Origin of the sequence: Clostridium cavendishii DSM 21758, assembly GCF_900141845.1 — a bacterium.
Classification (GTDB): Bacteria; Bacillota; Clostridia; order Clostridiales; family Clostridiaceae; genus Clostridium_AG; species Clostridium_AG cavendishii.
The window spans coordinates 38,568-51,699 of the sequence record NZ_FQZB01000019.1 but is presented as its reverse complement, the minus strand read 5'-3'; the positions used below and the strand labels follow the sequence as shown (position 1 = coordinate 51,699).

General features: G+C 25.4%; 10 protein-coding genes. 6 read left to right on the top strand and 4 right to left on the bottom strand.

Annotated elements, in window-relative coordinates; translation table 11 throughout:
- Nucleotides 1-6 precede the first annotated feature (6 nt).
- The 3 genes from BUB01_RS19535 to BUB01_RS19525 all read left to right on the top strand — a co-directional run bounded on the left by BUB01_RS19535 (nucleotide 7) and on the right by BUB01_RS19525 (nucleotide 5,173).
- Complete coding sequence (locus BUB01_RS19535; protein WP_084109058.1) at nucleotides 7-1,260, top strand: HAMP domain-containing sensor histidine kinase; 1,254 nt, start codon at nucleotides 7-9, stop codon at nucleotides 1,258-1,260.
- Between the two features lie 91 nt (nucleotides 1,261-1,351).
- Nucleotides 1,352-3,103 (top strand): sensor domain-containing diguanylate cyclase/phosphohydrolase, encoded by a 1,752-nt coding sequence (locus tag BUB01_RS19530; RefSeq protein WP_072992286.1) that lies wholly within the window; start codon nucleotides 1,352-1,354, stop codon nucleotides 3,101-3,103.
- A gap of 240 nt (nucleotides 3,104-3,343) precedes the next feature.
- The gene (locus BUB01_RS19525; RefSeq protein ID WP_072992284.1) at nucleotides 3,344-5,173 is read left to right on the top strand and encodes a GGDEF domain-containing protein; all 1,830 of its coding nucleotides are present in this window, start codon (nucleotides 3,344-3,346) and stop codon (nucleotides 5,171-5,173) included.
- A gap of 83 nt (nucleotides 5,174-5,256) precedes the next feature.
- Here BUB01_RS19525 and BUB01_RS19520 read toward each other — a convergent pair whose 3' ends face one another.
- Nucleotides 5,257-7,761: a DUF2339 domain-containing protein gene (locus tag BUB01_RS19520; RefSeq protein WP_072992281.1), complete on the bottom strand. Its 2,505-nt coding sequence runs from the start codon at nucleotides 7,759-7,761 to the stop codon at nucleotides 5,257-5,259.
- A gap of 309 nt (nucleotides 7,762-8,070) precedes the next feature.
- Here BUB01_RS19520 and BUB01_RS19515 point away from each other — a divergent pair, with 309 nt between their 5' ends.
- The 3 genes from BUB01_RS19515 to BUB01_RS19505 all read left to right on the top strand — a co-directional run bounded on the left by BUB01_RS19515 (nucleotide 8,071) and on the right by BUB01_RS19505 (nucleotide 11,156).
- Nucleotides 8,071-9,216 carry a cysteine desulfurase family protein gene (locus tag BUB01_RS19515; RefSeq protein ID WP_072992278.1) on the top strand — a complete coding sequence of 382 codons (1,146 nt, stop codon included), beginning with the start codon at nucleotides 8,071-8,073 and terminating at the stop codon, nucleotides 9,214-9,216.
- Complete coding sequence (gene thiI / locus BUB01_RS19510) at nucleotides 9,213-10,364, top strand: tRNA uracil 4-sulfurtransferase ThiI (protein WP_072992275.1); 1,152 nt, start codon at nucleotides 9,213-9,215, stop codon at nucleotides 10,362-10,364. Before BUB01_RS19515 ends, thiI begins: the two co-directional genes overlap by 4 nt.
- A 315-nt stretch (nucleotides 10,365-10,679) precedes the next feature.
- Nucleotides 10,680-11,156 carry a hypothetical protein gene (locus BUB01_RS19505; protein WP_072992273.1) on the top strand — a complete coding sequence of 159 codons (477 nt, stop codon included), beginning with the start codon at nucleotides 10,680-10,682 and terminating at the stop codon, nucleotides 11,154-11,156.
- 95 nt (nucleotides 11,157-11,251) lie between these two features.
- Here BUB01_RS19505 and BUB01_RS19500 read toward each other — a convergent pair whose 3' ends face one another.
- From BUB01_RS19500 to BUB01_RS19490, 3 genes are all read right to left on the bottom strand, one after another.
- Nucleotides 11,252-11,908 carry a cysteine hydrolase family protein gene (locus tag BUB01_RS19500; RefSeq protein WP_072992270.1) on the bottom strand — a complete coding sequence of 219 codons (657 nt, stop codon included), beginning with the start codon at nucleotides 11,906-11,908 and terminating at the stop codon, nucleotides 11,252-11,254.
- A gap of 14 nt (nucleotides 11,909-11,922) precedes the next feature.
- Entirely contained in the window at nucleotides 11,923-12,339 is a 417-nt protein-coding gene (locus BUB01_RS19495; protein WP_072992267.1) for a GtrA family protein, read from the bottom strand.
- A gap of 285 nt (nucleotides 12,340-12,624) precedes the next feature.
- Nucleotides 12,625-12,936, bottom strand: coding sequence for a rhodanese-like domain-containing protein (locus tag BUB01_RS19490; protein ID WP_072992264.1), 312 nt, complete (start codon nucleotides 12,934-12,936; stop codon nucleotides 12,625-12,627).
- Between the last annotated feature and the right edge of the window lie 196 nt (nucleotides 12,937-13,132).

Below are 13,132 nucleotides of genomic sequence, written 5' to 3'. Positions count from 1 at the left end.
TGTATTATGGTTAAAGCAAGAGAAATGTATTTGAGGACCTTTAATAATCCAGAAGTAAAAAAAAGTTTTTTAAAATTAATTTTTATACAGATAATATTTTTTTTAGCATTGAATTTATCACTTATATATAACTTTAAATCTTTAGAGAAAAATTATATTGAAAATAAGGCGGGATTAATAGGTAGTATAATTATTGATAAACCTGAATTGAAATCAGAGCTTGTAAAGCTTAGTTTTAAAGATCCAAACAATGAGGCTTTAAATATAGGTAGAGCAGTTTTAAAAGAATATGGATATTCTGAAAGTTTAGAGGTTAAACATATACATGGTTTAAGTTCTGTGTTTTATGGAATAATCAGAGATTTTGCTGTAATAGTATTTATATTTACTACTATCTTATTAATTGTTAAATATATAGAATTGGAGGGGATATTTATAAGGATAAGAAGCCTTGCTAAGGCATCGGAGTCTATGCTTGAAGGGGATTACAATATAGCAATATATGAAAATTCTGAAGGTGACTTTGCAAAATTAGCTCATCGCTTTAAAGAAATGAGGACTATAATACAAAATCAAATAAGGGATTTAAACAAAGAAAAAGAATTCTTAGTTAATTTACTTTCTGATATATCACATCAATTAAAAACTCCATTAGCATCACTAATAATATTTAACGATATTTTAAACAAACAAAATTTAACGAATGAAAATAGAATAAAATTTGTAGAAAATAGTAGATTGCAATTGAATAGAATGGAATGGTTAATAAAGAGCCTTTTAAAGTTAGCTAAACTAGATGCAGGAGCCATAAAGTTTAATATTAAAGAAAATAATGTGAAGGAAACCATAGGTGAGAGTATAGATATTTTATCTAATATGGCTAAAAAAAGTAATGTTAAATTAAAACTTGAATGTTCAGATAGTGAACTTAAATATAGGTATGATAATGAATGGTTAAGTGAGGCAATAATAAACATAATTAAAAATGGTATAGAACATTCTAAAGATGGTGAGATAAGTATCAGTACTGAGGAAACACCTGTTAGTTTTAAAATAATTATAAGTGATAATGGAGAAGGAATAAGTGAGAAAGATTTACCTAATATATTTAAACGATTTTATAAAGCTAGTGGGGGAGATTCAGTAGGGATAGGCTTATCTTTAAGCAAATCTATTATAGAGGCACATAATGGGTTTATAGAGGTTATTAGTGAGGTTGGTAAGGGAACAACTTTTAAAATAGTATTAATAAAAATATGATTTTACATTTTGTATAAAACTGTAAAATACAAGAAGGATAATAGTTATTTGTAATGTAATTATAGTACGAGGCTAAAGGGAGGATTTGTAAGTGGAAAAACTGATACAAATAATATTAGATAATTTATCATTTTCAGTATGGTTAAAAGATGTGGAGGGCAGATTTTTAATTGCTAATAAAAGTTTATTAAGTTTTTTTAAGGTTAGAAAAAATAATCTTATAGATAAAACAGTCCATAATATTTTTCCAAGCGATATAGCCAATGTACATTATTTGGAGGATTTAGAAGTAATAAAAAATAAAAAACCTCTGAAAAAAATAAGAAAATTTAAGAATGCGGTCTTAGAAATTGAAAGAATCCCCATAATAGATGAGAATGGTGAAGTAAAGTTTATTTTAGGAACGTTAAGAGATATAACTATAGAAAAAAAATATCAAGATGAAATAATCAAGCAAAAAGGCATTTTAGACACTATTATTAATACTATACCAGATGTTATTTTCTACAAAGATACAGAGAGTAGATATTTAGGTGGAAATTTAAGTTTTAAAAAGACTTTTTTAGATAGGGGAATTACAGATATTATAGGGAAAAACGATGTGGAATTACATGAAAATAAAGAGCAGGCGTTAGCCTTTATGGAAAAGGATAAGGATATTATAAAAAATAAGGTAGAAGTTTTTACTAAAGCTAAATTTTTAACTTCTTCTGGTGATATTAGATATATGGAAAGTATAAAGGTGCCAATTGTTAATGAAGAAGGCGAGGCATGGGGAATAGTAGGAGTATCTAGAGATGTTACAAATAAAATGAAGATGGAAGAAGAGCTTATAAAACTCAGCTGCATTGATACTCTTACAGGGCTTTATAATCGAGCTTATTTTGAAAAAGAAGCAGTAAGGTTAAATCAAGAGCAGTATTTGCCACTTAGTATAATTATGGGAGATGTTAACGGTCTTAAAATAGTTAATGATACTTTAGGGCATTTAGAAGGAGATGAATATCTTAAAACAATAGCTTCTACTATTAAGGCAATATTTAATGGTAATACTAGTATATTTAGATGGGGTGGAGATGAAGTTGCTATTTTACTTCCTAATATAGATGAAGCAGAAGCTAATAATATTTGTAAGAAAATATTTAAAGCATGTAAAAATTATAACTATAAACCAATACCGCTAAGTATTTCACTTGGAACTTCATCTAGATATAATTTAGATAAATCAATTAATGATATGCTTAAAGAAGCGGAAGATAAGGTATATAGACAAAAGTTAGTTCATAGTAAAAGTGTTAGGGGATCACTTATAGATTCACTTCAAATGACTTTAGCTGAAAAAAGTGAAGAAACTGAAAAGCATACTATGAGACTTGTAGAAAATGCTATAACCATGGGTGAATATTACAATTTTACAACTGCTCAGTTAGATGAGCTAGCTTTACTTGCATCTCTTCATGATATAGGTAAAATAGGAATTCCAGAAACTATACTTAATAAACCAGGTAAATTAACATATGAAGAGATGGAAATTATGAAAACTCATACTGAAATAGGTTTTAGAATAGCTCAAGCATCTCAAGATTTAGCTTATATAGCAAATCAAATACTAACACATCATGAAAGGTGGGATGGAAAGGGATATCCTCTTGGTCTTTCTGGTAATCAAATACCTATAAATTCTAGAATTATTTCAATAATAGATTCTTATGATGCTATGACAAATGATAGAGTTTATAAAAAGGCTATTTCCAAGGAAGATTCTATGAAGGAATTAAGGAGATGTTCAGGAACTCAATTTGATCCTGAGATAGTAGAAGTGTTTATTAAAAATATAATATAAAGTACTTTAAGCAAAGATTGTTATAATTTTTATAACAATCTTATTTTTTATATTTAAATTTATGAATTAAGAGGGTAGTATTTCAAACTTATTTTTCGACATAATAATACTTTTATTTACTAGGAAACAAATGGATAGAAAACAATTCGAGTTGAATATTTATTTACATTAAAATTAATAGTATAATAAAAAGGATGTGAAATAATATTTATTTTTATTAATATGGAGGACAAGTTACACATGAAAAAGCTAAGTAGCAAAAAGTTTTTGTTTCTGATATCCTTTACAGGTGTCTTGATTATTTTACTAGTAATAAGTTTTTTCTTTAAAAATATAAGCAAAGTAACATATTATAATAAGATAGAAGATGAAAAAAAGATTTATAAAAAGCAGTCAGAATATAAAAAAAGTCAAAAAAAATTTATAATAAAGGACACTGATAAGGAAATTGAGATTTTAAATAAGCAATTAGCTAAAAGTAATAATGATTTGGATAAAGGTTTAATTTGTGAAATGCTTTATTATTGTTATGTAGTAAAAGATGATTTATACAAACAAAAAGAATTTTATTTGCTTGCAGAAGAAAAATACAAAGGTAGTGAATATGGGAAACCTTTTTTGTTTTCTATGTATAAAAATATGGTTAATGATTTTTTGGATTATAAAAATTATAAGGAAGCATTGTCTATTTTGTATAAATCTATAGAGCTGTTAAACGATGATTCAGGACATGTAAAAGCTATATTAGATTATACTGATGATGACGTAGACATAATGATATCGTATAATTTTTTGCAGATATTTTCAGATAACAATGTAATAAGTAAAGCAGATGAATATTTAGATAAATTAAATAAATATGATGAAGAAAAATTAGATGTATATACTAGATTAAAGGTATCTACAGCAAAACTTAAATATTATACTATGAAAAAAAATATACAAAAACAAAAAGAATATGCAGATAAACTATATAGAAATGCTAGTTTATATGATAAAGAGAATGGAACGGACATAGTCAATTGGATCATAATAGATATAATTGAGGCTAAGTTAAATTCTAATGAAACTAATAATGTTTTAGAAGAATTAAAGACAGGTGAAAGTTTTTTTATAAAGAATAATAATAAAAAATATCTTGCTAGCATATATGAATTTTATGGTGAATACTATGATAAGATAAATGATTTTGATAATTCTATATTATATTATAATAATGCAATTAAATTATATATAGATAATAAAGAGAGGGTATATGTAGCTGATTTATGTCAGAAAATAATAAAGTTAAATGAAAAAAATAATAGAGAAGCAAATATTAATTATTATAAACAATACATGAACAGTATGAGTGAAAAAGAAACTAATCAAAATATAAAAAATCTTATCAGTATGGCAATGGATATAAATAATAGTTCAAATTCACAAAAAATAAATGAAATAAATAAAGAGAAGAAAGAGATAGAACTTAAAGATACATTTAAAAATCTTTTCATAATAGTTTTAATAGTATTTTTGATAACCTTAAGTTTGGTTTTAAAAAGGTTATTTTCGGAAATGAGGAAGAGAAAGTTAAGCGAAGAAAGACTAGAGGAAATGGTAAAGGTAGATTATCTAACTAAAGCGCATGCTAAGGGGTATGGTTATTCATTATTAAAAAGTTTAATATATTCAAAAGAGGAATTTTATATGGCAGTTATAGATGTTGATAATTTTAAAAGTATAAATGATAATTATGGACATGTATTTGGTGATAAGATTCTTAAAACTATAAGTAATAAAATAAAAAGGATTATAGGAGAAAACGACTTTTTAATTAGATTTGGTGGAGAAGAATTTATATTAGTAATTAGAAATAAATCTGAAATTGAAGCTTTTAATTTAATAGAAGATTGTAGAAGAACTATTGAAGAGGTAAGCCTTAAAAATGATGATGGTAATGAAGTGAAGATTACAGTTAGTATAGGTTTTTCTAAATATACAAATGAGGAACTAGATGAATTTATTATAAAAGTTGATAAGTTATTATATAAAGCTAAAAGTAGCGGAAAAAATAGAATTGAAATGTAAATAGAAAATTATAAGTTGAGGCTAGAATTTTCAACGACTTAAATTTTATCAAGTACGTAAGAAAATTCTATGCCTCCACTTGTTTAGTTTTTATATTTCTTTTCTAATGTGGTATATACATAGGAAATACCAAGAGCTATAGAACCTAGTGCGAAGAATAAAAGAATTCTAGTAATAGTAGATACTCCTTGAACATCATATATGAATAATTTAGCACATACAACTAGAGACAAGATTAAACCATATTTTCTAGTAATAACCTCATCAAGTTTAAAGCCGATAACTATAGATAATAAGGCTAGTAGCATTACGAATACACTAGATACAAATACATTTATATCATTAAATACGAAAATACCTACATATGTTAAGAATATAAGACAGTAGAAGGCTTTTCTATCTGAGAATATAATTGTGGCTAAGAGACTTAAAATTATAAGAGCTACAGAAACTGTGTTAAAGTTATTAAAGGTTAATATTGTAGTTGGTAAAATTGTAATTAAAGGAAAGTAAGGATTAAATATTGGGATAAATTTATCCTTAAATATATTAACCTTATTAATAATAAAATATAGTAAGAATACTACATATAATATAATCATAATAGTTGTTTTGTAATAGATACCTCTACTTATTAATTCGATAAATATATTTAACAAGATAACTGCAAGTGTATAATATTTAAATATTATAACTAGGGTTTCTTGGTTATTTTTAAGAGAATCTATAATTAAAAATATAATTACTACAAGTGTAATGGTTATTCTTAACTGCGTAGTTTGTAAATTACATAGGAAAAACAAAATATTTGAAAAAGCAAGTATAACATATGATGTATATCGGAAAATAGTTTCTTTTAAAAATTTTGCTGTTATAAAAACTAAAAGAGCAAAGATTGAGATTATATTTATAGAAGCTTCAGCTGTTATTTTTAAGTTTAAAGTTAATAAAATACAAAAAAATATAGAATGTATAAAGTATATATTTCCAATTATATTATTTTTATTTATTAAATTATCATCTGCAGTATCAGAGGATATTTTAATAATTTTAGCTTTATAAAGGTATTTTATTAGAATGCCTAAAATTAAGTAAATAGTGATATAAGCTATTGAAAAAAATATTGAATTAGAATTAAAAGAGTATATTGATTGTGAATAGGTTAATAAAGTAATGGCTAAAACTACTACAAAATTTAATATATCAAATTCAAAAGAACTAAGATAGTCTCTAATATATATTATATTGAAAATCACGGTAGTTAATATAGAGAAAATATATATTATAGAGTTTGGTATATAATTTGTTATAAGTAGGTATGAGAGTAACCCTAATATATAAACGGTAGTTTTACAAATCTTAGAAGTGTTATCATTAGATTTATTAAACAAACTAGTACTAGTTATACCTAAATTTAAAAGTACATAACACGCAAAGACTACATAACTAGAGTTAATATCAAGTGTAGAATAAGGGACAAGACAAATATAAGCACCTATTAGTGTAAGCATAGCTATTACCTTGGAGTTATGCTTATTTGTTATGAATATTGAGATAATAGTTATAAATATTGCTATAATAAGTGCTATTTTTGAATTCATAGTTCTAAGAAATATAGTATTTACAATGACAGAGGTGTAAAGTCCGGCTATACCAAGACTTATAATTCCTTGAGAAAAATTTTCATTTGTTTTAGAAACGATGAACTCCCCTAGGATTAGTACTATTGTTGAAATAATGAATAAAGATATACCTTTCATAGTTATTGATAAGAAGTTTGTATAGGTATATTTACCGAAGGTTATTAGGGCTAATAAAAGAAGTAGTACACCTATCCAATTTAAAACGTTAGCGCCTAGTTTAAATTCAAATTTATTATTATTATTATTATTATTATTATTATTATTATTATTATTTTCGGGTTTAGATAATTTAAAATCATTATCATAGATGCTGTACTTTAAAGTGGCTTGGTTATTAAGAGCTTTATCGGATTCTGTTTTATTTAATATAGATTCTTTTACATTATTATTTGAATAGTTCTGATAAGTTTCATAAGTATTTTTGCTTTGGAGATTACTAGAATATTTATTGTTAAGTTTTTCGTATTCTGTATCTATTTGTTTTTCAGCAAGGTTTAAATTCTTATTAATAACAGTAGATAGGTTATTTAATTTTTGTGTAGCTAAATTTAAAATATCCTCAATTTCATATACAGATTTATTAGAGTATTTATAGAGTTCTGTCTTTAAATTTTGGATTTTATGATTTAGAGAAGTTTCAATTTGCTCTAAATCCTTTAGGCATTGTTTAGAATTAAGAAGAGTTTTATTATCAGCTAAGGATTTATCTAGTATACTATTAGATTGTCTAATAGTACTTGAAGTTTTTAGAGAAGTTAATTCTAAATTCAAAGTTTCAATTTTATTTATTAGTTTTTTATTTTGTATTTTAAGTTCCTCATTTTCTTTATTTAAATAATCTATATTATCATTAGTAATAATATGATTGTTCATACTAAAGTTAGCAATTTTTTTTGCTAATTCTTCTTGCGCTTTTATTATTTCCTCAAAATCTTTTGAATACAAAATAAACACCTCCTTCTGTTAAAATTTTACACAATAATGAATTGAAAAACAAGTTTAAACAAGTTAGAGAATTTATTGGCTGATGAGAACTATTTTCAAAGAACAATATATTTTTATTGAAAAGTGGACTTATTTTGTGTAGAATTTAAAGAGTTAAAATAATTTATATAAAATAAAGAAATTAAAATTTAGTAATATATTTTAAAATGTATAGGAAACCATAAAATTAGTTATATTTATATCAATACTTTAAAATATTATAAATAAGGTAATAGGTGTAATAAAAAGTATATGAAGAAGGTGATAAGAATGGAAATTTACTTTGATAATAGTGCTACCACAAAACCTTTAGCTGAAGTGATAGAGGTAGTAGCAAATTCAATGAATGAATATTATGCTAATCCATCATCATTGCATACATTAGGGCTAAAGTGCCATAAGAAGCTTTTGCAGAGTAGGGAACTTTTTGCTTCTACAATTAACGCTACTAAAGATGAAATATTTTTTACATCTGGAGGAAGTGAAAGTAATAATATGATAATAAGAGGTAGTGTAAAGCCAGGAAATCATATTATTACTACAAGGTTTGAACATCCAAGTGTACTTAATACATATAGAGAGCTTGAAAAGCAGGGGATTAGGGTTAGTTACTTAGATGTAGATAAAGATGGAATTATAGATATAGAAGAGCTTGAAGAACTTATAGTAAAAGACACAGTGTTAATATCTATAATGCATGTAAATAATGAAATAGGTTCAATACAAGATTTAGAGAAAATAGGAAAGCTTATAAAAATAAAAAGTAATAGAGCAAAATTTCATGTAGATGGGGTACAAAGTTATGGTAAGTTTAAGATAGATGTGAAAAAATGTAATATAGATTTTTTTACTGTCTCAGCCCATAAGATACATGGACCTAAAGGGATAGGAGTTTGTTATGTTAGAAAAGGATTAAGCTTTAATCCGCTTATAATTGGAGGAGGGCAAGAGTCTGGTTTAAGATCAGGAACAGAGAATTTGCCGGCTATTTTAGGTATGATTAGGGCTAGTGAACTTATTAATTCTAGGATAAAAGAAAATTACGGTAAAGTAGTAGAGCTTAAAAGATATTTTATAGAAAAGCTTAATAATATAGAGGATATAAAAATAAATTCACCTCTAGATGATAAACATAGTTCATTTATATTAAATGTATCATTTTTAGGTGTTAGATCAGAGGTTTTGCTTCATCTATTAGAGGAAAATGGAATATTTGTATCAACTGGTTCTGCTTGCTCATCAAAAATATTTTCTAACAAGGGAAGTCATGTTTTAAATGCGATAGGACTTAAGGAAAAGGAGATAGAAGGAGCTATTAGATTTAGTTTTTCTAGTTTTAATACATTAGAAGAGGTTGATTATGTAATTAATGAGTTACAAAATTCATTAAAGTTTTTAAGGAGATTGAAGAAATGAAAAGATTAATATTAGTAAAATATGCACCAGAAATATTTTTAAAGGGCTTAAATAGAAATAAATTTGAGCAAAAATTAAGAACAAATATATCTAAAAAATTAAAAGGGATAGAATATAAATTTATAACAGACCAAAATAGGTGGTTTATAAAGACTGAAGATTTAGAAGGAGCTTGTGAAAGAATACGTAGAGTATTCGGAGTATGTGAGGTTTCGGTAGTTACGGAAATAGATAGAGATTTAGATAAAATAAAAGAAGAGGCTCTTAGAAAAGTTAAAGAAAGTGACGCAAAGACTTTTAGAATAACTACAAATAGAGCAAATAAAAAATTTTCTAAAAATTCAATGGAAGTTTCGAGAGAGGTTGGAGCATATGTGCTTCAGCATTTAGATAAAATAGAGGTAGATGTTCATAAACCAGATATTAACGTTATTGTAGAAATAAGAGAGAGCGCATATGTTTGGACAGATAAGGACAAAATAAAAGGTGTTGGAGGGCTTCCTTATGGTATGAATGGAAGTACAATGCTTATGTTATCTGGTGGTATAGATTCTCCAGTTGCCGGTTATTTAATGGCTAGAAGAGGTGTTGAACTACACTGTGTATATTATCATAGTCATCCATATACATCAGAAATGGCAAAGGATAAAGTGAAAGACTTAGCAAAGATATTATCTAATTATACAGAAAAAGTTAACTTGTATGTAGTTCCATTTACTGAGATACAAATGGATATCATGGAAAAGTGTAGAGAAGATGAACTTACAATAATAATGAGAAGATTTATGATGAGAGTAGCTTGTAAGCTTTCAGAACAAAAGGGAATACAATCAATAACTACAGGAGAAAGTATAGGGCAGGTAGCATCTCAAACGATGGAAGGTCTTATAGTAAGTACAGACGTAGCAGATAGACCAGTATTTAGACCACTTATTGCTATGGATAAGACAGAAATTATGGACATATCAAGAGAAATAGATACTTATGAGACTTCAATACTTCCATATGAAGATTGCTGTACAATATTTGTACCTAAACATCCTAAAACTAAACCAAGATTAGAAGAAATATTAAAATCAGAGGAAAATTTAGATTGTGAAGGATTGGTTAATGAAGCTATTAATAACTTAGAAATATTTATATTTTAAAAATATAAATATTTGGAATAGTTTATTTATTAGAGAATAAGGTATAATATAGATAAATCATAAATTTAATAATTTATATGATTTGCTAAAGGGAGAGGGAAGTCACATTTGTGGCTTCTCTTATAACGTTTTTAGAATAAGAGCTTGAATACACTTAAGAATTATATTGTATACTCAAATGGATGATTGTATACTATTAAGTAACAAGAAAAATTTAAGTTTAGTCAATATATTTTACTAAATATGATAATCTTAGGTTTAACTGTTATAAATAAGGACAAACTTAAAAATATATTATAGAAATAGGAGAAAGCTATGGGAAAAAAGAAGAACAATAAACCTAAAAGAAAAGTGAGCGAAGTTAAAAATAGAGGGACTCTTAATAAGACTACAAATTCAAAGGAAGATTTTAGAAATTGGTCAAAATATGAGTATATTAAATACATAGCACAAGCAATTTTAATAATGTTCAGTTTAGATTATGCAAACAGAGAGATTTTGAATGGTAGTGGAAAAATAAAAAGTGTTTGGCTTCCTTATGATTTTACATTAGCGCCAATATTTGCGTCAATAACATTTTTTATTATAATTTATTTAGTAACAAAGTACATTGATAAATTAGATGTGAAAAAGCAACAGTTAATTATGATTTTAATAGGCACAGTAATTCTGCTTATTTTATATGGAGTTGCAGTTTTAGGTTCAAAAATAGTAATAGGTAAAGCACCATTTTTGGTTATATTTATAATACTTTTTGCAGCTTATGAGTATGCTAAAAGAAAAGCAAAATAAGATTTTAAATAACAAATAAGAGCTTTTAGAGAAAAAGTTCTTATTTGTTATTTCTTGTTTTTGCCTATGAAAAATTTAGATTTATGCAGTAATATTTAAAATATTAAATTATTCATCTCAATCACGTCAATACCTTTAGAGGAATAGTTATTAAAAATTTCATCTATATTATCTTCTTTTAAAGTAACTATTGCATCCTTAATAGCAATTACTTTATAATCCCTGTTTCTTGCGCCTAGTGAGCTTAAACGAACACAACCACTAGCATCAAGTCCACATACATATAGTTTAGATATTTCATTAAATCTTAAGAACTTATCAAGTTCAGGATTAGAAAAAGAGTCACCAATATTTTTAGTAAAAATATTATTACTAATTATTTTTAATCTAGAATCAAAGCTTGTACCAATATTACCTTTAAGAACTTTTCCTTTAAGTAAAGTCTTGTTAAAGGATGTTGTTTCAAGTTCATGTTTTATATAAATTACAGGTATATTTTTCTTTTCAGCTTTGTTTATAAGAGAATTTATATTATTTATAAGTTCAATTGAATTTTTATAAGGGAAAGGAGTTGTTGCAGTAGTTCCAGTAAAATCTTCTTGTACATCTATTATAATTAAAGCTTTTTTTTCATTTGAATATTTAGGGATTTTTTCGCCATTAGTTGGTAAGGATATACTAATTATTTTTAGTATTAATGAGCCTATAGCCACAACTATTAATATTAATAATAAAGATAAAAAGGTTAACATAAAATACCTCCAAATTATTTTTCAAATATAAAAAATTTATTTATAAAAAAGCCAAGTAAACCAGTTGAAGCAGAAGCCAGTAATATAGTTATGTTTCTCCAGTAAACATGCTTTATAGAAAAGGGATTTAGTAAAGTTAATTTAGATATAAGAGTACCGTCTAAAAAGGATAGAAGCGCTAGTATGCATAGATACTTTAAATATGCCCGATTTTCACAATCACTTTTAAAGGTGAAGTGTCTATTTAATAAATATCCAGTTGTAGAATAAACAGAAAAAGATATAAGTTTAAATAAATAATTTATATTACCTTGAGTTCTTCCGCTTATTGTCCAAAGTAGGTTGAAAATGAATATATCTATAAGAACATTACTTATTCCAATTAATGAGTATGTAAGAAATTCGATTATAGTATCTACTATATGGTTCATAAAAAATCCTTTTTGATAATTATTTTTATACTATACATTATATAATGATTTTAGCAGTTTAATTACTATAATTATGTATATTTGGGAAAATAAAAATTTTGAAATTATTTGTGAATTTTAATTCTAACTTTTTATGTATAAGGAAAGTATAAAATTGCTTATCATTATAAATAAGAATTATAATGATAAATTTTATAAATTCCTTTAATGATTTAAATGGGAAAATATGATTTTTAATTTTTTAGAGATTATGAAAAATATAAGAAAAAGTTATACAATCTTTTTCTAAACAATTCCATACTGCCAACTATTAATACCACCAGTAAGATGGTATATATTTTGATAACCATGATTTAAAAGTATATTTACGGCTATAGGGCTTCTAGAGCCGGCAAAGCAGTGAACTAATATAGGCGTATTTTTATTTGGGATTTTATTATCAATAATTGAATCAAGTTTTGAAACTGGAATATTTATAGCACGTGGAATATGTCCAGAATTAAATTCAAAATTATCTCTTACATCTAAAACAACGACTTGCTTTTGAAAGATTAAGCCATGAGCCTCTTGTGGAGAAACATTAATTACAGTTGACATAAAGAATTCACTCCCCTAATATTTATTATACTTTTATTATAGGAAGTTAACTATTATTGTGTGATTTAATTTGTATTTTTAAATATGTAAAAATGAAAAGTGTATATATTATATTAAATGGTGAAGTATATTCTTATAATATGTAAGGCAAAGATTTAAAGAACTTGATAAAATATTAGAAAAAAAGTCACAAATA

Excerpts from the sequence above, each read along its gene's own strand:
- BUB01_RS19490 (WP_072992264.1), bottom strand. The coding sequence starts at position 12,936 with ATGTCAACTGTAATTAATGTTTCTCCACAAGAGGCTCATGGCTTAATC.
- BUB01_RS19500 (WP_072992270.1), bottom strand. The coding sequence starts at position 11,908 with ATGTTAACCTTTTTATCTTTATTATTAATATTAATAGTTGTGGCTATA.
- BUB01_RS19525 (WP_072992284.1), top strand. The coding sequence starts at position 3,344 with ATGAAAAAGCTAAGTAGCAAAAAGTTTTTGTTTCTGATATCCTTTACA.
- BUB01_RS19505 (WP_072992273.1), top strand. The coding sequence starts at position 10,680 with ATGGGAAAAAAGAAGAACAATAAACCTAAAAGAAAAGTGAGCGAAGTT.
- BUB01_RS19535 (WP_084109058.1), top strand. The coding sequence starts at position 7 with ATGGTTAAAGCAAGAGAAATGTATTTGAGGACCTTTAATAATCCAGAA.
- thiI (WP_072992275.1), top strand. The coding sequence starts at position 9,213 with ATGAAAAGATTAATATTAGTAAAATATGCACCAGAAATATTTTTAAAG.
- BUB01_RS19515 (WP_072992278.1), top strand. The coding sequence starts at position 8,071 with ATGGAAATTTACTTTGATAATAGTGCTACCACAAAACCTTTAGCTGAA.
- BUB01_RS19495 (WP_072992267.1), bottom strand. The coding sequence starts at position 12,339 with ATGAACCATATAGTAGATACTATAATCGAATTTCTTACATACTCATTA.